This window comes from Actinomadura rifamycini DSM 43936, assembly GCF_000425065.1.
Classification (GTDB): domain Bacteria; phylum Actinomycetota; class Actinomycetes; order Streptosporangiales; family Streptosporangiaceae; genus Spirillospora; species Spirillospora rifamycini.
The window spans coordinates 1-20419 of the sequence record NZ_AULB01000017.1 but is presented as its reverse complement, the minus strand read 5'-3'; the positions used below and the strand labels follow the sequence as shown (position 1 = coordinate 20419).

Annotated in this window: 16 protein-coding genes; 4 read left to right on the top strand and 12 right to left on the bottom strand. The window is 73.8% G+C overall.

Annotated elements, in window-relative coordinates; genetic code table 11:
- Nucleotides 1-172 precede the first annotated feature (172 nt).
- Complete coding sequence (gene guaA / locus H505_RS0117160; RefSeq protein ID WP_026402982.1) at nt 173-1744, bottom strand: glutamine-hydrolyzing GMP synthase; 1572 nt, start codon at nt 1742-1744, stop codon at nt 173-175.
- A gap of 267 nt (nt 1745-2011) precedes the next feature.
- Between guaA and H505_RS0117155 the strand changes: the two genes are divergently transcribed.
- Nucleotides 2012-3001 carry a zinc metalloprotease gene (locus tag H505_RS0117155; RefSeq protein ID WP_051300802.1) on the top strand — a complete coding sequence of 330 codons (990 nt, stop codon included), beginning with the start codon at nt 2012-2014 and terminating at the stop codon, nt 2999-3001.
- A 16-nt stretch (nt 3002-3017) separates the two neighbouring features.
- Here H505_RS0117155 and H505_RS0117150 read toward each other — a convergent pair whose 3' ends face one another.
- Genes H505_RS0117150 through H505_RS0117140 form a run of 3 tightly spaced genes read right to left on the bottom strand, consistent with a single transcriptional unit; the run spans nt 3018 to nt 7166 of the window.
- On the bottom strand, nt 3018-3758 hold the full coding sequence (locus tag H505_RS0117150) for a DNA alkylation repair protein (protein ID WP_026402980.1): 741 nt from the start codon (nt 3756-3758) through the stop codon (nt 3018-3020).
- Nucleotides 3759-3818: 60 nt separating this feature from the next.
- Nucleotides 3819-5570 (bottom strand): FAD-dependent oxidoreductase, encoded by a 1752-nt coding sequence (locus H505_RS0117145; protein ID WP_026402979.1) that lies wholly within the window; start codon nt 5568-5570, stop codon nt 3819-3821.
- A 15-nt stretch (nt 5571-5585) separates the two neighbouring features.
- Nucleotides 5586-7166, bottom strand: coding sequence for a succinic semialdehyde dehydrogenase (locus H505_RS0117140; protein WP_026402978.1), 1581 nt, complete (start codon nt 7164-7166; stop codon nt 5586-5588).
- 266 nt (nt 7167-7432) lie between these two features.
- Between H505_RS0117140 and H505_RS42440 the strand changes: the two genes are divergently transcribed.
- Complete coding sequence (locus tag H505_RS42440) at nt 7433-8134, top strand: TetR/AcrR family transcriptional regulator (protein WP_051300801.1); 702 nt, start codon at nt 7433-7435, stop codon at nt 8132-8134.
- A gap of 109 nt (nt 8135-8243) precedes the next feature.
- On the opposite strand, the gene glpD is transcribed toward H505_RS42440, so the two are convergent.
- The 3 genes from glpD to guaB form a co-directional block, all read right to left on the bottom strand.
- Complete coding sequence (gene glpD / locus H505_RS0117130) at nt 8244-9983, bottom strand: glycerol-3-phosphate dehydrogenase (protein ID WP_034518355.1); 1740 nt, start codon at nt 9981-9983, stop codon at nt 8244-8246.
- Between the two features lie 167 nt (nt 9984-10150).
- Nucleotides 10151-11263, bottom strand: a complete 1113-nt coding sequence (locus H505_RS0117125; protein WP_026402976.1) for a GuaB3 family IMP dehydrogenase-related protein — start codon at nt 11261-11263, stop codon at nt 10151-10153.
- Nucleotides 11264-11386: 123 nt separating this feature from the next.
- Nucleotides 11387-12883, bottom strand: a complete 1497-nt coding sequence (guaB, locus tag H505_RS0117120; protein WP_026402975.1) for an IMP dehydrogenase — start codon at nt 12881-12883, stop codon at nt 11387-11389.
- A 243-nt stretch (nt 12884-13126) separates the two neighbouring features.
- Between guaB and H505_RS0117115 the strand changes: the two genes are divergently transcribed.
- On the top strand, nt 13127-13513 hold the full coding sequence (locus tag H505_RS0117115) for a DUF5319 domain-containing protein (protein ID WP_026402974.1): 387 nt from the start codon (nt 13127-13129) through the stop codon (nt 13511-13513).
- A 41-nt stretch (nt 13514-13554) separates the two neighbouring features.
- On the opposite strand, the gene H505_RS0117110 is transcribed toward H505_RS0117115, so the two are convergent.
- The 5 genes from H505_RS0117110 to groES form a co-directional block, all read right to left on the bottom strand.
- Nucleotides 13555-14850, bottom strand: coding sequence for an FAD-binding oxidoreductase (locus H505_RS0117110; protein WP_026402973.1), 1296 nt, complete (start codon nt 14848-14850; stop codon nt 13555-13557).
- 212 nt (nt 14851-15062) lie between these two features.
- Nucleotides 15063-15716 (bottom strand): hypothetical protein, encoded by a 654-nt coding sequence (locus tag H505_RS0117105; protein ID WP_026402972.1) that lies wholly within the window; start codon nt 15714-15716, stop codon nt 15063-15065.
- Nucleotides 15717-15817: 101 nt separating this feature from the next.
- Nucleotides 15818-16465 (bottom strand): sigma-70 family RNA polymerase sigma factor, encoded by a 648-nt coding sequence (locus H505_RS42435; protein ID WP_425248258.1) that lies wholly within the window; start codon nt 16463-16465, stop codon nt 15818-15820.
- Nucleotides 16466-16661: 196 nt separating this feature from the next.
- Nucleotides 16662-18287, bottom strand: a complete 1626-nt coding sequence (gene groL / locus H505_RS0117095; RefSeq protein WP_026402971.1) for a chaperonin GroEL — start codon at nt 18285-18287, stop codon at nt 16662-16664.
- 82 nt (nt 18288-18369) lie between these two features.
- A complete protein-coding gene (groES, locus tag H505_RS0117090; RefSeq protein ID WP_026402970.1) occupies nt 18370-18678 on the bottom strand; it encodes a co-chaperone GroES in 309 nt (102 codons plus the stop codon).
- A 256-nt stretch (nt 18679-18934) separates the two neighbouring features.
- Between groES and H505_RS0117085 the strand changes: the two genes are divergently transcribed.
- Nucleotides 18935-20182, top strand: a complete 1248-nt coding sequence (locus tag H505_RS0117085; protein ID WP_026402969.1) for a class I SAM-dependent methyltransferase — start codon at nt 18935-18937, stop codon at nt 20180-20182.
- Nucleotides 20183-20419 lie beyond the last annotated feature (237 nt).

Here is a 20419-nt window from a genome sequence, read left to right as displayed (position 1 = left end):
CCCGTGCGGCGGCCCGAGCCCGGCCTGGTGCTTCCTAGGCGCGGGCGGCGCGTCCCCGGCGGCACTGAGGCCGTCCGGGGCTTCGGCCGCCGGTTACCGACCGCGTCCCGGCAGCGCCGACCGCTGATCCGCGGCGGGTCACATGCCGCTTCCGGACCCTGCCGAGGAACGGTCACTCCCACTCGATGGTGCCCGGGGGCTTGGAGGTGATGTCGACGGTGACGCGGTTGATCTCGCGGACCTCGTTGGTGATCCGGGTGGAGATCCGCTGCAGGAGGTCGTAGGGCAGCCGCGCCCAGTCGGCCGTCATGGCGTCCTCGCTGGTCACCGGCCGCAGCACGATCGGGTGCCCGTAGGTGCGGCCGTCGCCCTGGACGCCGACCGAGCGGACGTCGGCCAGCAGGACGACCGGGAACTGCCAGACGTCGCGGTCGAGCCCGGCGCGGGTGAGCTCCTCGCGGGCGATCGCGTCGGCGTCGCGCAGGATCTCCAGGCGCTCGCGGGTGACGGCGCCGACGATGCGGATGGCGAGGCCGGGGCCGGGGAACGGCTGCCGCCACACCATCTCGGGGGGCAGCCCGAGCTGCTCGCCGAGCGCCCGGACCTCGTCCTTGAACAGGGTGCGGAGCGGCTCGACCAGCTTGAACTGGAGGTCCTCGGGGAGGCCGCCAACGTTGTGGTGCGACTTGATGTTCGCCGCGCCGGTGCCGCCGCCGGACTCGACGACGTCCGGGTAGAGGGTGCCCTGCACGAGGAACTCGACCGGTTCGGGGGCGTCCTCGCCGACGATCTCGCGCGCGGCCTCCTCGAACACGCGGATGAACTCGCGCCCGATGATCTTGCGCTTCTGCTCGGGGTCGGAGACGCCGTCCAGGGCCGCGAGGAAGCGGTCCTGCGCGTCGACGACGTGCAGGTTCACGCCGGTCGCGGCGACGAAGTCCTTCTCGACCTGCTCGGCCTCGCCCTTGCGCAGCAGCCCGTGGTCGACGAACACGCAGGTCAACCGGTCGCCGATGGCGCGCTGGACGAGCGCGCCCGCGACGGCGGAGTCGACGCCGCCCGACAGCGCGCAGATCGCGCGCTTGCCGGCGACCCGGGCGCGGACGTCCTCGATCGAGTCCTCGGCGATGTTGACCATCGTCCAGGTGGGGCGGCAGCCGGCGCCCTCGTAGAGGAAGCGGCGCAGGATCTCCATCCCGTGCTCGGTGTGCAGCACCTCGGGGTGGAACTGGACGCCGAAGAAGCCGCGCTCGCGGTCCTCCATGCCGGCGACCGGGGTGACGTCGGTGCTGGCGGTGACGGTGAAGCCGTCGGGGGCGCGGCTGACGAAGTCGCGGTGCGACATCCAGACGGCCTGCTCGGCGGGCAGCCCGGCGAACAGCATCCCGGGCGCGGTGACGGCGACGGTCGCGCCGCCGTACTCGGCGACGTGCGAGTTCTCCACGGTGCCGCCGAGGGCGCGGGCCATCACCTGGTGGCCGTAGCAGATCCCGAAGGTGGGGACGCCGAGGTCGAACAGGCCGTCGGGGACGGCGGGGGCGCCGTCCTCGTAGACCGAGGCGGGCCCGCCGGACAGGATGATCGCCTTGGGCCGCTTCGCGAGCATCTCCGCGGCGGGCATCGTGGACGGCACGATCTCGCTGAACACGTGACATTCGCGGACGCGTCGCGCGATGAGCTGCGCGTACTGCGCGCCGAAGTCGACGACGAGAACGGTGTCGAAGGACTGGTCTGCGGCCACCAACGAATACGCCTTTCCCACGGCCGGAAGGACTTCCCAGTCTACGGGCCCCGGCCTGCGCCGATGCCCGCGCCCGCGCACCGCGCCCGTCCCGTCCCTGCGGCCTCTCCCGTGGACGGGCGGAGGCCGGGTTGACGGACCGGACGCGCACGGTAACGGTCGGCATCCGTTTACCTGGATCACACACGCACGATGACTTCACTCTGATACCTGTTGATGACGCACTGTGTTTGCATGCCGCCCGTCCGCGCCCGCCCCTGTAGGAGTGCCGTGAAGCTGCTGACCGCCGCCGCCCTGCTCACCGCCCTGGTTCCCGCCGTCCCCGCAGCCCCCGCCGGCGGCGCCGCCGCTCCGGCCGGGCTCGCCGCCGGGCAGCGCGAGGCCGTCCGGGACGACTGCGCTCCGGCGGCGGCGCGGATGCGGCCCGGCCCGAACGGGCACGGCGACCACGGCGGGCACAAGGACCACGCGGAGCTGAGCCCGGCGGAGTCGGCGTCCGTCGAGTCGGACCTCGACCGGATCCTGGACGGGCTCGGGCTGACGCTCGGCCCGAAGGAGCCGCGGGAGGCGAACCCGGCCGAGCGGCGGGCGGCGAAGCGGTTCACGGTGCCCGTGTACTTCCACGTCCTGCACGACGGGACGCGCGGCAACGTGTCGAGCGCCGCGGTCAGGCGGCAGATCAAGGTGATGAACGACGCCTACGGCGGCCGGTACGGCGGCGACGACACCAGCGTGTCGTTCCGGCTGCAGGGCATCACCCGGTCCGACAACGCGGCCTGGTACCGGTACCCGGAGCAGTACGAGGGGTCGTACAAGCCGCGGCTGCGCAAGGGCGGCAAGGGCACGCTGAACCTGTACAGCGCGTACATCGAGGGCGACCTGCTCGGCTGGTCGACGTTCCCGTGGAAGTACCGGGACGACCCGGCGATGGACGGCGTCACGATCCACTACGGCAGCATGCCGGGCGGCCACATCGACCAGTTCAACCGCGGGTTCAGCGCGACGCACGAGGTGGGGCACTGGCTCGGGCTGTACCACACGTTCCAGGACGGCTGCGGCGGCCAGGGCGACCGGGTGGCCGACACCCCGCCGGAGCGCGACCCGTCCAACGGGTGCCCGGAGGGCAAGGACACCTGCCCGCAGCCCGGCAACGACCCGATCCACAACTTCATGAACTACAGCTACGACACCTGCATGTCGTCGTTCACCCGGGGGCAGGGCGACCGCATGCACAAGGTGTGGGCGGCCTACCGGCGCTGACGCCGGACGGGCCCGGCTACCGGGGGCGCGCCTTGTAGGCGTCCGTGAGCCGGGCGGCGTCGCCCTCGGGCAGGCGGCGGACGGCCTCGCGGAACGTCACGCCCGAGATTTCCCCGAGGTGCGCCTCCACCCAGCGCACGACCCACGCGGGGTCCTTCTTCGACTGCTCGCGCAGCACCCAGCCGAGCGCCTTGCGGATGAAGAACTCCGTCTCGCCCGCCAGCGCGCCGCCGAACCGGTCGATGCGGGCGAGGTCGGGCGCGCCGGTCCGGACGCCGGGCAGCAGCGCGAGCAGCGCCGACCGGCGGATCCACATGCAGTCGTCGGCCGCCCAGGCGTCCAGGACGGGGGCGAGGCCGGGCGTCCGCAGGACGAGCGCGCCCACGACGCGTTCGGCGAGGTTGTCGACGTACACCCAGCTCGACGAGTCGCGGATCATCCGCTCGGCGACCGGGACGTCGCGGCCGTCGAGGAGCGCGACCCGCCTGACCAGCACCTCGACGGCCGCCATGCGGGCCTCGTGCACCGGCCGCCCCGCGTCCTCGACCGTCCAGAGGGCGGCGGCGAGGGCGAGCAGGTCGCCGCGCGGGGGCGGCGTCCGCACGGCGGACACGGCGACCTTGCGGAGCGCCGGGACGGGCACGCCGATGTGGACGAACGCGCTCCGCAGGTACCGCCGCTCGCTCTCCGCCCGCACCGGGTCGGCCCGGTCGCGCAGCTCCGCGAGGATCCGCGCGACCTCCCCTTCGACGTCCATGCGCGCCACGCTACGCCCGCGGTCGGACGTCCGGGACGCGCCTCCGCGACCGGGGGACGGTCAGCGCACGTCCACGATCGGCAGCCGCAGCGCGGCGGGCGCGTCCGCCGGGACGACCGGGTTCTTCGGCGCGACGGCGCCGACGCGGCGGTAGGCGTCGCCGAGTTCGGGGCGCGGGTCGGGCTCGCCCCGGTTCGGCCACAGCGACATGGCCCGCTCGGCCTGCGCGGTGATCGTCAGGGACGGGTTGACGCCGAGGTTCGCCGAGACGGCCGAGCCGTCCACGACGTGCAGGCCGGGGTGCCCGTAGACGCGGTGGTAGGGGTCGATGACGCCGGTGGCGGGCGAGTCGCCGATCGCGCAGCCGCCGAGGAAGTGCGCGGTCATCGGGACGTCGAACAGGTCGCCCCAGGTGCCGCCGGCGAGGCCGCCGACCTCCTCGCCGATCAGCCGGGTCGCCTCGTGCCCCTCCGGGATCCACGTGGGGTTGGGCTCGCCGTGCCCGGCGTCGGCGCGGACGTCCCAGCCGAACGGGCCCTTCTTCGGCGACAGGGTGATCGAGTTGTCGCGGGTCTGCATGACGAGCGCGATGACGGTCCGCTCGGACCAGTGCCGGACGTCGAACAGCTGCACCAGGTCGCGGGGCCTGCGGGCGACCTCGCGGAGGAACTTGCGGAAGCGCGGGACGTGCGGCTCGCCGGGCCGGTCGCCGTCGACGAGGAGCGTCTGCAGGCCGGCGAGCAGGTTCGAGCCGCGCCCGTACCGGACGGGTTCGACGTGCGTGTCCGGGGCGGGATGGAACGACGAGGTGATCGCGACGCCCCGGGAGTAGTCGGGGCCCGGCTTCCCGTTCGGCCGCCCGCCGCCGAGGATCGCCTCGGAGTTGGTGCGGGTGAGGGCGCCGAGCCGGTCGGACACGCGCGGCAGCCGCCCGGTCGACTTGAGCTTGTGCAGGAGCTTCTGGGTGCCGTAGGTGCCGGCGGCGAACACGACCTGCCCGGCGGTGAGGACCTTGCGGTTGCGGCCGAACGAGCCGGTCCGGACGATCTCGACCGCGTACCCGCCGCCCTCGGCGGGGGCGACCTCGGTGACGCGGCTGAGCGGCATCACCCGGGCCCCGGCCTTCTCGGCGAGGTACAGGTAGTTCTCGGTGAGCATGTTCTTCGCGCCGTGCCGGCAGCCGACCATGCACTCGCCGCATTCGAGGCAGCCGCGGCGGCGCGGCCCGGCGCCGCCGAAGTAGGGGTCGGCGCTCTCGATCCCGGCGCCGCGCCCGAAGAAGACCCCGACGGGCGTCTTGACGAACGTGTGGCCCTTGCCCATCCGGTCGGCGACCCGGCGGATCACCTCGTCGGCGGCGGTCGTGGTGGTGTTCTGCACGACGCCGAGCATCCGGCGCGCCTGCTCGTAGTGCGGGGCGAGCTCGTCCTGCCAGTCGGTGATGTGCGCCCACTGCCGGTCCTTGAAGAACGGCTCCGGCGGCACGTACAGCGTGTTGGCGTAGTTGAGCGACCCGCCGCCGACGCCCGCCCCCGCCATGACGAGGACGCGGCTCTGCTTCGTCCCGCGGATGAGGTGCAGCCGCTGGATGCCGGTGAGGCCGAGCGCGGGCGCCCACAGGTAGCGGGCGACGCGCCAGTTCGTCTTCGGCAGGGCGGGGTAGCGGGAGCCGGGCGCCCCGGACGGGTTCGTGTCGAAGCGGCGGCCCGCCTCGATCACCCCGACCTTGTAGCCCTTCTCCGTCAGCCGCAGCGCCGTGACGCTGCCGCCGAACCCCGACCCGATGACCAGGACGTCGTAGTCGTGCTTCACTCGCGCTCGTGGCCCTTACTTGATCCGGAACTTCTTCATCAGCTTGATCCCGTTCGCCATGAACCCGGCGAAGGTGTCGTAGCCGATGCTTCCGGGCGGTTCGAGGTCCATGTAGTGCTGGCTGGCGACCGTCTGGACCTCGGTGAACTTGAGCAGGCCCTCGGCGCCGTGCCGGCGGCCGACCCCGGACTGCTTCATGCCGCCCATCGGCGAGTCGTAGGACGCGTAGGCGGCGCCGTACCCGTCGTTGATGTTGACGGTGCCGGCCTGGATCCGGGCGGCGAGGCGGCGGCCCGCGGCGACGTCCTTCGTCCAGATCGACGCGTTGAGCCCGTACGGGGTGTCGTTGGCGCGCTCGACGACCTCGTCCTCGTCCCGGTACTTGTAGATCGACACGACCGGGCCGAACGTCTCGTTCGCGCACAGGTCCATGTCGGTGGTGACGTCGGTGAGCAGCGTGGGCTCGAAGAACAGGGGGCCGACGTCCGGCCGGGCCTTCCCGCCCGCGAGGACGGTCGCGCCCGCCTCGACGGCCTGGTCGACGTGCCGGGTGACGGCCGCGAGCTGCCGCTCGTGGGTGAGGGAGCCCATCTCGGCGTCGAAGTCGAGCCCGGTGCCGAGCTTCATGGCCGACACGAGTTCGGCGAGCCGCGGGACGAACCGGTCGTACACGTCCTCGTGCACGTACATGCGCTCGATGGAGATGCACAGCTGGCCCGCGTTGGTGAAGCAGGCCCGGAGGGCGCCGCGCGCGGTCCGCTCGACGTCGGCGTCCGCCCTGACGATCATCGGGTTCTTGCCGCCGAGCTCCAGCGAGTACCCGACCAGGCGCGGCGCGACCTTCTCCGCGATGGCCGTGCCGCCGCGGGTGGAGCCGGTGAACGACACGTAGTCGGCCTCGCCGATCAGCGGGTCGCCGATCTCCGCCGGGTCGCCGACGACGATCTGCCACACGTCCTCCGGCAGCCCCAGCTCGACCAGCAGGTCGAGCACCCACAGGCTGGACAGGCACGTCTGGGTGTCGGGCTTGTGGACGACCGCGTTGCCCGCCATGATCGCGGGCGCGATGTCGCTGGCGCCGAGCGCGAACGGGTAGTTCCAGGGGGCGATCAGCGCGACGACGCCCTTCGGGTGCCGCAGCTCCTGGACGCGGGTCAGCCCCGGCATCATGCCCTGCCTGCGCTGCGGCTTCAGCAGCTTCCCGGCGCGCCGGGCGTAGTACAGCGAGCACAGCGCCACGTCGAGGAACTCCTCCAGCGCGTGCCGCCGGGCCTTCCCGGTCTCGAGCTGGATGACGTCGAGGATCTCCTCCCGCCGCGCCACCAGCGCGTCCGCGAGCCGCAGGAACGGCTTGACCCGCTCGCGGACGGGCAGCGCCGCCCACGCCCGCTGGGCGGCGCGGGCCCGCTCGTGCGCGCGGCGGACGTCGCCGGCCGTGGACAGCGGGACGGTCGCCAGCGGCTTGCCGGTGAAGGGGGCCGGGATCGTCGCGGACTCGGCGCCGTCCGACGCCACGCGCGCGACCAGCCGGTCGAGGAGGTTCGAGGGGAGTTCGTGCGCCGCCGCACCGTCGGCACGGACCGTCGGAGATGCCATGCAGAAGAGGGTATGACCGCCCGGCCATTTTTGCTACCCGCAAGTAACGGCGATTTCACGCGGCGCCCACCCGAACGGACCGTTCCAACCGGCGCGGACTTCCGCAACTCCCGGACTGACCATGCTCGACCGGTGTATTCCGAAAAGGCGGCGCCGACGAAGCCAGAGCCGACTGGCACGAAGCGGCGGAGACGGCACGGACAGAACCGATAGAGCCGACAGAACAGATAGAGCCGACGCGCCCCCCCACGCGAAGGGAACCCCCCATGACCGACGCCCACGGCGACGACCCGTCCGCGGACGCCGCGAACGGCGCCCCGCGGCACCGGGCCGGCGGCGGCCCCGCCGCCCGGCGCGAGCGCCGCGAGCAGACCCGCGACGCCCTCCTCGCCGCCGCCGAGCGCCTGTGGGCCGAGCGCGGCATCCACGGCGCGTCCCTCGACGACGTCGCCGCGGCCGCCGGGCTCACCAAGGGCGCCGTCTACTCGAACTTCACCGGCAAGACCGACCTGCTGCTCGCCCTGCTGGAACGCTTCACCAGCGACCGCCTCGGCACCGAGCTGCGCGACGACCTCGCCCCCGACGCCGCCCGGCCCGCCCTGCCCGAACCGGACGCGGGCGGCCGCGCCGGGCGCGTCCGCCCGTCCCCCGAACCGCCGGACGGCGCCCGCCGCATCGCCCTCCTCCTCGTCGAGTTCTGGCTCTACGGCATGCGCGACTACGCCGCCGGCTGGCGGATCGCCGACTGGTACGCCGAGCGCCGCGCCCGGCTGGCCCGCGACCTGCCCGAACGCGACGGCATCGCCCCGGACGACCGCGCCGCGCTCGCCGTCGCGCTCGACGTCGGCCTCGCGTTCCAGCACCTCCTCGACCCGGCCCGGGTGCCCGCCGGCCTCTACGACGCCGCCCGCGCGCTCGTCCGCCCGGACGCGGCGGAGAGCACCGGCGCACTGACGGACGCGCACTGACCGGCGAGCACGGACCTGCGAGCACTGGCCGGCGAGCACGGACGGGCGAGCACCGGCCGGCGAGCACTGACCGGCGAGCACGGACGGGCGAGCACCGGCCGGCGCCCGGTTACGGGGTGGCGGTCGGGACGATGTCGGGCGCGCCGCGGCGGTGCGCGTCGGCCTCCTGGTCGTCGACCTGCGTCTGCGAGGCGCGCTCCGCCTCCACCCGCTTGCGGTAGTACTCGATCTCCCGGTCGCGCTGCTTCTTCGACCAGCCGAGCACCGGCGCCAGCAGGTCGGCGGCCTCCTGCGCGACGCCGACACCGCGGTCCCACGTCTCGATCGAGATCCGGGTCCGCCGCGCCAGGACGTCGTTGAGGTGCCGGGCGCCCTCGTGCGACGCGGCGTAGACGACCTCCGCGCGCAGGTAGTCGTCCGCGCCCGCCAGCGGCTTGCCCAGGTCGGGCTTCTCCGCGATCAGCCGCAGCAGGTCGTCCACCAGCGTGCCGTACCGGCGCAGCAGGTGCTCGATCCGCGCCACGTGCAGGCCCGACCGGCTCGCCAGCCGGTGCCGCGCGTTCCACATCGCCTGGAAGCCGTCGCCGCCGACGAGCGGGATCCGGTCCGTGCACGACTCGGCGACCTTGCCGTCCAGCCCGTGCGCCACCGCGTCGATCGCGTCCTTCGCCATCACCCGGTACGTCGTGTACTTCCCGCCCGCGACCAGGACCAGCCCCGGCACCGGGTGCGCCACCACGTGCTCGCGCGACAGCTTCGACGTCTCGTCCGTCTCCCCCGTCAGCAGCGGGCGCAGACCCGCGTACACGCCCTCCACGTCGTCATGCGTGAGCGGTGTGGTCAGGACGGAGTTGACGTGTTCGAGCACGTAGTCGATGTCGGCCTGGGACGCCGCCGGGTGCGCCTTGTCGAGGTCCCACGCGGTGTCGGTCGTCCCGATGATCCAGTGCCGCCCCCACGGGATCACGAACAGCACCGACTTCTCCGTGCGCAGCAGGATGCCCGTGGACGAGTGGATGCGGTCCTTCGGCACCACCAGGTGGATGCCCTTGGACGCCTTCACGTGGATCTGCCCGCGGCCGCCCACCAGCTCCTGGATGTCGTCCGTCCACACCCCGGTCGCGTTCACGACCTGCTTCGCGCGGACCTCCGCCGTCGTGTTCGCCTCCAGGTCGCGGACCCGCAGCCCGGTGACGCGCTCCCCCTCCCGCAGGAACCCGACGCACTGGACGCGCGACGCGATCTGCGCCCCGTACTCCGCGGCCGTCCGCAGCGCCGTCATGACGAACCGGGCGTCGTCCACCTGCGCGTCCCACAGCTGGATCGCCCCGGTGAACGAGTCCTTGCGCAGCGAGGGCGCCAGCCGCAGCGCGCCCTTCCGGGTCAGGTGCCGGTGGTGCGGGACGCCCCGCGTGCTGCCCATCTGGAACGCGAGCGCGTCGTACAGCGCCACGCCCGCCCCGATGTACGCCCGCTCCCACGCGCGGTGGGTCGTCGGCAGGAGGAACGGGACGGGCCGCACCAGGTGCGGCGCGATGATCTGCAGGAGCAGGCCGCGCTCGGTCAGCGCCTCGCGGACCAGGTCGAAGTTGTACTGCTCCAGGTACCGCAATCCCCCGTGGATCAGCTTCGACGACCGCGACGACGTCCCCGACGCGAAGTCGCGCGCCTCGACCACCGCGACCGACAGCCCCCGCGTCGCCGCGTCCAGCGCCGCCCCGGCGCCCACGATGCCGCCGCCGACCACCACCACGTCGAATTCCTCGCGCGCCATGCGGTCGAGGGCGGCGGCCCGCTCGGCGGGCCCCAGCCGCGAACTGCCCAGGCCGGTCACCGGTGATCCCGTCATCGCACATTCCCCCCACACACGGATCGACTACGCCAAGTACCTACCCCACAGTAGGTACGGACCTACCCCGGAATCGGCCGATTCCCCTGGTGTGTCTGGTCTCAGATCGCCGGACGCGCGGAAGCCCCGGACCCGCACGGGCCCGGGGCTTCCGGAAAGTACCCGGCTCAGTCGCCGCGGCGCGGCGCCACGACCACCTGCACCCGCTGGAACTCCTTCAGCTCCGTGTACCCGGACGTCGCCATCGCGCGCCGCAGCGCCCCGATCAGGTTCATCGACCCGTCCGCGACGTGCGACGGGCCGTGCAGGATCTGCTCCATCGTCCCGATCGTCCCGACCTCCAGCCGGGTGCCGCGCGGGATGTCCGGGTGGTGCGCCTCGCTGCCCCAGTGGTAGCCGCGCCCCGGCGCCTCGGTGGCCCGCGCGAACGGCGAGCCCACCATCACCGCGTCCGAACCGCACGCGAACGCCTTCGCGATGTCGCCGCTGTTCACCATGCCGCCGTCCGCGATCACGTGCACGTACCGGCCGCCCGACTCGTCCAGGTAGTCGCGCCGCGCCGCCGCCACGTCCGCGACGGCCGTCGCCATCGGCACCGCCACGCCCAGCACGGTTCGGGTCGTGTGCCCCGACCCGCCGCCGAACCCCACGAGGACGCCCGCGGCGCCCGTCCGCATCAGGTGCAGCGCCGCCGTGTACGTGGAGCAGCCGCCCACGATGACCGGGACGTCCAGGTCGTAGATGAACTGCTTGAGGTTCAGCGGCTCCGCGCGCCCCGACACGTGCTCCGCCGACACCGTGGTGCCGCGGATGACGAACAGGTCGACGCCCGCGTCGATGACCGTCCGGTGGAACTGCGCGGTGCGCTGCGGCGACAGCCGCGCCGCGACCGTCACCCCGGCCTCCCGGACCTCCTCGATCCGGCGGCCGATCAGCTCCGCCTTGATCGGCTCGTTGTAGATGTCCTGGAGCCGCCGGGTCGCGCGGGCGTCGTCCAGCGACGCGATCTCGGCGAGCAGCGGCTCCGGGTTCTCGTACCGCGTCCACAGCCCTTCGAGGTCGAGCACGGCGAGCCCGCCGAGCCGCCCCACCGCGATCGCGGTGGCCGGGCTGACGACGCTGTCCATCGGCGCCACGACCAGCGGCATCTCGAACCGGTAGGCGTCGATCTGCCAGGCGACGCTGACCTCCTCCGGATCGCGCGTCCGGCGGGACGGCACGATGCCGATGTCGTCGAAGGCGTACGCCCGCCGGCCGCTCTTGCCGGCGCCGATCTCCACGTCTGCGGCCACTGCGCCCTTCCTCTGGTCACGGGACGTCCGGGGCGTTCCCGCGCGCTGCGGAAACAAGCCCCGGAAGAGCTTACGTCAGCCCAGGACAGGGCCAGGACGCCCCCTGGGGGGTCAGCGCCCCTGGTAGTTCGGCGCCTCGACCGTCATCTGGATGTCGTGCGGGTGGCTCTCCCGCAGCCCCGCCGGGCTGATCCGCATGAGCTGCCCGCGTTCCTGCAGCTCGGGGATCGTCCGGGTCCCGGCGTACCACATCGACTGGTGCAGCCCGCCGACGAGCTGGTGCGCGACGTTCGCGAGCGGCCCCCGGTACGGCACCTGCCCCTCGACGCCCTCCGGGATCAGCTTCTCCTCGCTGCTCACGTCGGCCTGCGCGTACCGGTCCTTGGAGAACGAGCCGCCCCGCTCCCGGTTGCGCATCGCGCCGAGCGACCCCATGCCCCGGTACGACTTGTACTGCTTGCCGTGCACGAAGATCAGCTCGCCGGGCGACTCCTCGATGCCCGCCAGCAGGCTGCCGAGCATCACCGTGTCGGCGCCCGCGACGATCGCCTTCGCGATGTCGCCGGAGTACTGGATGCCGCCGTCCCCGATCACCGGGACGCCCGCCTCCTTCGCCGCCCGCGCCGCCTCGGAGATCGCCGTGAGCTGCGGGACGCCGACGCCCGCGATGATCCGCGTGGTGCAGATCGAGCCCGGCCCGACGCCCACCTTGACGGCGTCCGCCCCGGCCTCGACCAGCAGCTTCGCGCCCGCGTACGTCGCGACGTTGCCGCCGACGACCTGCACCCGCGAGCCGCCCTTGATCGCCGCGATCGTGTCCGCGACGCCCTTGGAGTGCCCGTGCGCGGTGTCGACGATGACCACGTCCGTGCCCGCCTCGATGAGCGCCCGCGCCCGCGTCACCGCGTCCTCGCCCACGCCCACGGCCGCCGCCACCAGCAGGCGCCCGTCCGCGTCCTTGGTCGAGTGGGGGTACTTCTCGCTCTTGGTGAAGTCCTTGGTGGTGATCAGGCCCTTGAGCCGGCCGTCGCCGTCGACCAGCGGCAGCTTCTCGACCTTGTTGCCCGCGAGCAGCGCGAACGCCTCGTCCCGCGTCACGTCCACCGGCGCGGTGACCAGCGGCATCGCCGTCATGACCTCGCGCACCGGGCGCGACGGGTCGGACTCGAAGCGCATGTCCCGGTTGGTGACGATGCCGACCAGCACGCCCCGCACGTCGGTGACCGGCACCCCGGAGATCCGGTAGCGGGCGCACAGCTCCTCGACGTCGGCGAGCGTGGCGTCCGGCAGGCACGTCACCGGCTTGGTGATCATCCCGGCCTCGGACCGCTTCACCCGGTCGGCCTGGTCGGCCTGCTCCTCGATCGGCATGTTGCGGTGCAGCACCCCGATGCCGCCCTGCCGCGCCATCGCGACCGCCGTCCGGGCCTCGGTCACCGTGTCCATCGCCGCCGACAGCAGGGGGATGCGCAGCGAGATCTCCCGGGTCAGCCGCGTCGTCGTGTCGGCCTCGCCCGGCTGCAGGTCGGAGTACCCGGGGAGGAGCAGGACGTCGTCGAAGGTGAGGCCCTGGGGGAGGAACTTGGCGGGCTCGGCGGCGGGGTTCATTGCGACCTTCCGATCGTGGTGGCGGTGTCCGGCCAGGTCAGGGCGACCCTGTACCCATGGTAGGGCGTGCGTCCGCGCCGCGAGGGGCGGTTGGGGACGGTCCCCGAGTGGGCTTGATGACACCGCACAACAACCGCGCCCCGCACCGACATTCCCCCGCGTACCGCCCCGCCACGCGACCGTTTCGACGCACCGCCCGCCGGGGGGTGCACCTCACCGGGCCTCTACCAGTAGCGTGGGAGTGTGCACGACGACGCTCCGCTCGACCCGTTCGCCGGAGATCCGGACGACCCGGCGGCGTCGCTCGGCGACCCGGGCGAGGACGCCGCCCCGCTCAGCGTGACCGAACGCGAGGACGTCCTGGCCGACCTCGCCGACCTCGAAGTCTTCCGCACCCTCCTCGAACCCCTGGGCGTCCGCGGGCTCACGGTCGACTGCGGCGACTGCGGCAAGCCGCACTACATCGACTGGGAACTCCTGCACGGCAACCTGCGCCACCTCCTCGACGAGGGCCTTCCCCGCGTCCACGAGCCGGCCCTCTCCCCCGACCCGGTCGACTACGTGTCGTGGGAGTACGCCCGCGGCTACGTCGACGGCGTCATCGACAGCGAAGAGGGCCGCGACGACTGACCCCCCGGCCCCGCCCCCACCGGACGGCCGCATGGCCCGTGTCACTCCGGGAGGACGGGGTGGTTGCTGCGGAAGACCCCCTCGGGGTCGTGGGCCCGCTTGACCGACCGCAGGCGGGCGAGGGCCGCGGGGGCGAAGGCGTCCGCGGCCGTCTCCGCCGGGTTCAGGTACGTGAAGGGCTTGCGGCCGGACAGGCGCGGGGCGAGCGCTTCGGCGAGGTCGCGCTGCTTCGCGGTGACGGCGGCGGACGACCCGGGCCCGGCGGGCACGCCGAACAGGTAGAGCGAGTAGGGCTCGTCCAGGGGGCCGTGCGGGCCGTCGGACGGGCGGGCGAACGCGCCGCCGAGGTGCCGGACCTGCACGCTCATGAGCGGGGCGATCGGCTCCAGGAGGATCTTCGCGGCGAGGTCGTCGAGGTCGGTGAGGAGTTCGCCGCGGGAGATCCCGGCGCCCGGGTCGGTGGGTTCGGCGGTGATCGGGCCGAGTTCGGCCGGCGTCATGGGGCGGCGGCCGTCCGACAGCGGGGCGCCGGCGGCGTCGAGGGGGCGCAGCAGGTCGCGGGCCTCGGCCTCGTCGCCGAGGTAGGTGACGTCCACGGCGACGAGCGGGTCGGAGCCGGGGAAGTGCAGGAGGTCGAGCCAGGCGGTGAGCCGGTCGGGCGCGGCGGCGGTGACCTCCCGGTAGGCGGCGAGGACCTCGGGGGCGCGGTCGCCGCTCCACAGCATCCGGCCGCCGTACAGGGCGGGGGCGGGGTGCAGGTCGAACTCGACGGCGGTGACGATCGCGTAGTCGCCGCCGCCGCCGCGCAGCGCCCAGAAGAGGTCGTCGCCGGCGGTGACGCGGCGGGCGGTGCCCGCGGCGTCGACGACGTCGAACGCGGTGACGGAGTCGGCGGCCCAGCCGTGCGCGCGGCCGAACCAGCTGAGGCCGCCGCCGAGGGTGTAGCCGGTGACGCTGACGACGGGGGAGCTGCCGGGCAGGCCGGTGAGGCCGTGCGGCGCGGCGGCCGCCTGGACGCGGCCCCACTGGACGCCGGCCCCGGCGCGGGCGCGGCGGGCGGACGGGTCGACGTGCAGGCCGTCGAGGCGTCCGGTGCGCAGCAGGATCGCGCCGCCGGTGCGGCCGGTGGCGCCGTGCCCGCCGGGCTGGGTGGTGATCGTGCGCCCGGTGGCGCGGGCGTACCGGACGAGCGCGGCGACGTCGTCGGCGTCGGCGGCCTCGACGACGGCGTCGGCGGGCTGCTCGACGGCGAGGTTCCAGGGGCGGCGGGCGGCGCCGAAGCCGGGGTCGCCGGGGAGCAGGACGCGGCCCCGGACGGCGGTGCGCAGGTCGTTCATGGTCGGCCTCGATTCTGGACGGTTCTGGATCTTCCGTGTCCAGTTACGAGGCTAGGGAGCGAAGAGACCGGCCACAGGGTGCAATCCCACGCCAGAAAAATGGGTCAATTCGGCCGACGGAGGGGACGCAGCGCGCAGCCAGGGGTCGCCGTAAAGGTCTGGGCGCGGGCTACGCCGCTCCCACGAAACGCGCGCGGTCGAGCCCGCGCCGCCTAGTCGCGGGTGAACCGTTTCCAGCGTTCGCGGGCCTGGTCGCGCAGCTCGCGGAGCGTGGGCGGCTCGGCGTCGCCATCGCCGTCGCGGTCGTCGTCCTCGCGGGACAGCGACAGGGACGGGCGCGCGTCCGGCTCCGGGCGGGACTCGAGGAACCGCTCCAGCCGCTCTTTGAACTCGCGCTCGACGGGCTCGGGGACGCCCCGGTCGGGCGCCGCGGACGTCGCGGGCGCCGCCGTGGTCGGACGGGCGGGCTCGGACGGGCGCCGCACCGGCGGGTCGGGCGGCGCGGGACGCGCGTGGGTGGCGGCGACCGCGTCGTCGGCGTCGCGCGGCGGATCGGCCGGGCCCGCGGCGCCGGGGACCGGGGGCGCGACCGCGGACGACCGGTCCGACACGCCGCCGCCGGCCGCGGCGACGCCGGTGCTGGCGAGGACGGCGCCCGCGACGCCGAGCGCGACGATGGTGCGGGGCCCGCGGCGGCGCGGGCCGGGGCCCGCCGGGACGGGCGGGGCCGGTTCCTCGACGTCGCTGATCAGCGCGGTCAGCAGCCGGACGGCCGGGTCGGTCTCGTCGGGCGGGGCGGCGCGGTCAGCGGAGCCGGCAGCGCGCCGGGCCGCCATGGCGTCGATGATGGCGTCGGTACGGCGCACCGCGCTCAGGTCGGCGGGGGCCGATGGCCCGCCCCCCGCTGCGGGGGCGTCGTGGGGGCGTGATGGCTCGGCCGGATTCGGGGCGCCGCGGCTCCGCTCCGTCAAGCGATCGACTCCTCTCTGGCCATCGCCCGAAGCCGGGCCAGCGCCCGGTGCTGCGCGACCCGTACCGCCCCCGCGGACATGCCCAGTACATTACCGGTCTCCTCGGCCGACAGACCCGCCACGACGCGCAGCAGCACCAGCTCGCGCTGCTGCTCGGGCAGCCGCGTCAGCAGGTCGCGGGCGCGCTGCGCCTCGATGTGCCGCACCACCGTCTCCTCGGGCCCGGGACGGTCGTCCGGACCGTCCGGCAGGTCCTCGGTGGGCACGGCCGCGCGGACCGCGCTGCGCAGCGCGTCCGCGATCTTGTGCGCGGCGATGCCGAAGACGAAGGACGCGAAGGGGCGGCCCATGTCCCGGTAGCGGGGCAGCGCGGACAGGACGGCGATGCACACCTCCTGCGCCACGTCGTCGGCGATGTGGTACTGCCCGGAGACGCGGCCGAGCCGCGCCCGGCAGTACCGGACGATCATGGGGCGGACCTCGGCGATCAGCACCTCGATCGCGGCGGGGTCGCCCTGGACCGCCAGCGCGGTCAGTTCCTTGAGATCACCGTCGTCGGGCTTCGCCGTCCGCCGCCTTCCACGGCGGACGTCGCGGGGCGGGGGCGGCGGTCCCCCGGAGAGCTCGGCTGCGCTCGCGGCCATGGTCCGGGCGTGGCTTCCCTCGGTCACGTCAAGCATGATGCCCAGCGCCGCCGGGCGTGTCGCCACCGTCTCGTACAACGGAATGGTCACAGTTCCGAGCCGGGGGATGCGCGGAAGGGCCCCCGTCCGTACGGACGAGGGCCCCTCGACGGCGCGCGACACGCCGTCCGACGTGCGCTTTCGCCGTGGCCGTTGATCAGTGGCCGTGGCCGTGGCCGTGGCCGTGCCCGCCGGCGGGCTCCTCTTCCTCCTCCGGCTTGTCGACCACGAGCGCCTCGGTCGTGAGCAGCATGCCCGCGATGGAGGCGGCGTTGGTGACGGCCGAACGGGTGACCTTCACCGGGTCGATGACGCCCTGGGCGACCAGGTCGCCGTACTCGCCGGTGGCGGCGTTGTAGCCGTGGCCGGCCTGCAGGTCGCGCACCTTGGAGACGACGACGTAGCCCTCCTGGCCCGCGTTCTCGGCGATCCACCGGAGCGGCTCGTCGAGCGAGCGGCGCAGCGCCTCGGCGCCGACGGCCTCGTCGCCGGACAGGCCGAGGGCGTCGAAGCCCTCCTTGGCGACGTGCACCAGCGCGCTGCCGCCGCCGGAGACCATGCCCTCCTCGATGCCGGCGCGGCTGGAGGAGATGGCGTCCTCGAGACGGTGCTTCTTCTCCTTCAGCTCCACCTCGGTGGCGGCGCCGACGCGCAGCACGCAGACGCCGCCGGCCAGCTTGGCCAGCCGCTCCTGCAGCTTCTCGCGGTCCCAGTCGGAGTCGCTGTTCTCGATCTCGACCTTGATCTGGTTGACGCGCGCGTTGATCTCGTCCGCGGACCCCTCACCGTCGACGATGGTGGTGTTGTCCTTGGTGACGGTGATCCGGCGCGCCCGGCCCAGGTCGTCGATGTCGATCGAGTCGAGCTTGAGGCCGAGGGCCTCGGACACGACCTGGCCGCCGGTCAGGGTGGCCATGTCGCCCAGCATCGCCTTGCGGCGGTCGCCGAAGCCCGGCGCCTTGACGGCGACGGAGGTGAAGGTGCCGCGGATCTTGTTGGCGACGAGCAGCGCGAGGGCCTCGCCCTCGACGTCCTCGGCCACGACCAGCAGCGGCTTCTTGGTCTGGGCGACCTTCTCCGCCAGCGGCAGGAACTCCTGCACGTTGGAGATCTTGCCGTCCACGATGAGCACGTAGGCGTCCTCGAGGACGGCCTCCATGCGCTCGGGGTCGGTGACCATGTGCGGGGACAGGTAGCCCTTGTCGAACTGGAGGCCCTCGGTGAACTCCAGCTCGAGGCCCATCGTGTGGGCCTCCTCGACGGTGATGACGCCGTCCTTGCCGACCTTGTCGAACGCCTCGGCGATCAGCTCGCCGATCTGCGGGTCCTGCGCGGAGATGGTCGCGACGTGCGCGATCTCCTCCTTGGTCCCGACCTCGCGGGACGCCTTCAGGAGCTGGTCGGAGACGAACTGGGCGGCGGCGTCCATGCCGCGCTTGAGGGCGAGCGGCGACGCGCCGGCGGCGACGTTGCGGGTGCCCTCCCGGACCAGCGCCTGCGCGAGGACGGTCGCCGTGGTGGTGCCGTCGCCCGCGATGTCGTTGGTCTTGGTCGCCACTTCCTTGGCGAGCTGGGCCCCCAGGTTCTCGTAGGGGTCCTCCAGCTCCACCTCGCGGGCGATGGTGACGCCGTCGTTGGTGATCGTCGGCGCGCCGAACTTCTTGTCGATGACGACGTTGCGGCCGCGCGGGCCGATCGTCACCTTGACGGCGTCAGCGAGAGCGTTGACGCCGCGCTCAAGAGCCCGGCGAGCGTCCTCGTCGAACTCCAGGATCTTCGCCATGCGGATTCTCCTCTTTCACGCGGGCCGCCCCGGCCCCGCCGAAGTCGGCGCGGACCGGGGCGGGCGCATCACGTCTCGCTGATTACTTCTCGATGACCGCGAGCACGTCACGGGCCGAGAGCACGAGGTACTCCTCGTTGTTGTACTTGACCTCGGTGCCGCCGTACTTGCTGTAGAGCACGACCTCGCCGACCTTGACGTCGACGGGGACGCGGTCGCCCTTGTCGTCGACGCGGCCCGGGCCGACGGCCACGACGGTGCCCTCCTGGGGCTTCTCCTTGGCGGTGTCGGGAATCACCAGGCCCGACGCGGTGGTGGTCTCGGCCTCGAGCGGCTGGACGACGATGCGGTCCTCGAGCGGCTTGAGAGTGACCTTGGTGGCGGTCGTCACGATCTGACCTCCCCTTCGATAGGTCCTCGGCCGGCCACGGTCGGCCGACCGGCAACTGTGACAGAGAGAGGCGACCCTGGACCGGCCTGCCGTCGCGGGTGCCAGACCGACCTTGTCGCTGTGTTGGCACTCTAGCGTGGAGAGTGCCAGACATGAAACTATGCCGTGCCCGGTGGCTCGTCAACACGAACGCGAACGTCCGCGGCGAGCGTCCGGCAACGGTTCCGCGACGTTCACGGAGCGCTAACTTCACCCTATGGACCCCGTCTCCTTCCGCCGCCTGCTGGCCCCCTCCGGTCAGGACGTCCTCGCGGCTGCGACGGGGGCGGACGTCGGCGGGGGCGGGCTGCTCGCGACGGCGGCGCGGCTGCGGGAGGCGCACGACCCCGATCTGGTGGCGGCGGCGCTGACGCAGGCCCGGCTGCGGGAACGCGCGAAAGCCAAGTTCGGCGCGGACGCCGAGCGGATGTTCTTCACCGAGGCCGGGCTCGAACAGTCGACCCGGGCGAGCGTGGCCGCGTACCGGGCCGGACGGTTCGCGGACCGGCTGCCGGGCGCGCGCGTGCTGGAACCGGGGTGCGGCATCGGGGCCGACCTGGTCGCCCGTGCGCGCGCGGGCCTCATCGGGGACGGGGTGGAGCTCGACCCCCTGACGGCGGAGGTCGCGCAGGCGAACGTGGACGCGCTCGGCGTCGCCGACCGCGCGTCCGTCCGGGTGGGCGACGCGGTCGAGCAGGACCCGGCCGGGTACGCGGCCGTGTTCGCCGATCCCGGGCGCCGCACGGCGCGCGGCCGGGTATTCGACCCGCGCGCGTACGAGCCGCCGCTCGACGCCGTCCTCGACCTGGCCGGACGGACGGGCGGCGCGTGCGTGAAGGTCGCGCCGGGGATTCCGCACGAGGCGGTGCCGGCGGGCGCGGAGGCCGAGTGGATCTCGGTGGGCGGCGACGTGAAGGAGGCCGCGCTGTGGCTCGGCGGGCTCGCGGGCGGCGTCCCGCGGCGCGCGACGCTGCTGGCCGGGGACGGCGCGGTGGCGGGCTCGCTGGTGCCGCGCGGGCTCGGCGACCCGGACGTCCGCGGGTGGGGCCGCTACCTGTACGAGCCGGACGGCGCGGTCATCCGGGCGCACCTGGTGGCGGAGGTCGCGGAGCGGGTCGGCGGCGGGCTCGCGGACCCGCGCATCGCGTACGTGACGTCGAACGAGGCGCACGCGACGCCGTTCGCGTCCGGGTACGCGATCGAGGACGTGCTGCCGTTCTCGGTGAAGCGGCTGCGCGCGGAGCTGCGGCGGCGGGACGTCGGGGTGCTGACGGTCAAGAAGCGCGGGTCGGCCGTGGACGTGGACAAGCTGCGCCGCGACCTGGGGTTCGGCGGGCGCCGGCGGCGGGGCGGGGCCGAGCTGACGGTGGTGGTGACGCGGGTCGGGCGGGACCCGGTGGCGCTGCTCGTCCGTCCGCTGGCCGGGCCGCCCGCCGGGCCGCCCGCCGGGCCGGAAGGGCGCTGACCCGCCCGGAGCGGGCGGCGGCCGGGAATCGATTCCAAAGATCTTCCGGGGGCCCCGGGCGGTCCAAGCGCGCCCCGGCGGCGCACCATGGCGGTGCAAATCATCGGCGCATTCCGGCATTGCGTTCCCCAGGGGACCGCGGGACGCGCGGCAAGGCGGTAACGGGCCCCGTGAATCGGCGCGGGCGGATCGGCGCCCGGAGAAACACCAAGGGTTGTTCAGGAACGGGTGGGGCGG

Excerpts from the sequence above, each read along its gene's own strand:
- H505_RS42435 (WP_425248258.1), bottom strand. The coding sequence starts at position 16,465 with ATGGCCGCGAGCGCAGCCGAGCTCTCCGGGGGACCGCCGCCCCCGCCC.
- H505_RS0117085 (WP_026402969.1), top strand. The coding sequence starts at position 18,935 with ATGGACCCCGTCTCCTTCCGCCGCCTGCTGGCCCCCTCCGGTCAGGAC.
- H505_RS42440 (WP_051300801.1), top strand. The coding sequence starts at position 7,433 with ATGACCGACGCCCACGGCGACGACCCGTCCGCGGACGCCGCGAACGGC.
- H505_RS0117140 (WP_026402978.1), bottom strand. The coding sequence starts at position 7,166 with ATGGCATCTCCGACGGTCCGTGCCGACGGTGCGGCGGCGCACGAACTC.
- H505_RS0117150 (WP_026402980.1), bottom strand. The coding sequence starts at position 3,758 with ATGGACGTCGAAGGGGAGGTCGCGCGGATCCTCGCGGAGCTGCGCGAC.
- H505_RS0117110 (WP_026402973.1), bottom strand. The coding sequence starts at position 14,850 with ATGAACGACCTGCGCACCGCCGTCCGGGGCCGCGTCCTGCTCCCCGGC.
- groL (WP_026402971.1), bottom strand. The coding sequence starts at position 18,287 with ATGGCGAAGATCCTGGAGTTCGACGAGGACGCTCGCCGGGCTCTTGAG.
- glpD (WP_034518355.1), bottom strand. The coding sequence starts at position 9,983 with ATGACGGGATCACCGGTGACCGGCCTGGGCAGTTCGCGGCTGGGGCCC.
- guaB (WP_026402975.1), bottom strand. The coding sequence starts at position 12,883 with ATGAACCCCGCCGCCGAGCCCGCCAAGTTCCTCCCCCAGGGCCTCACC.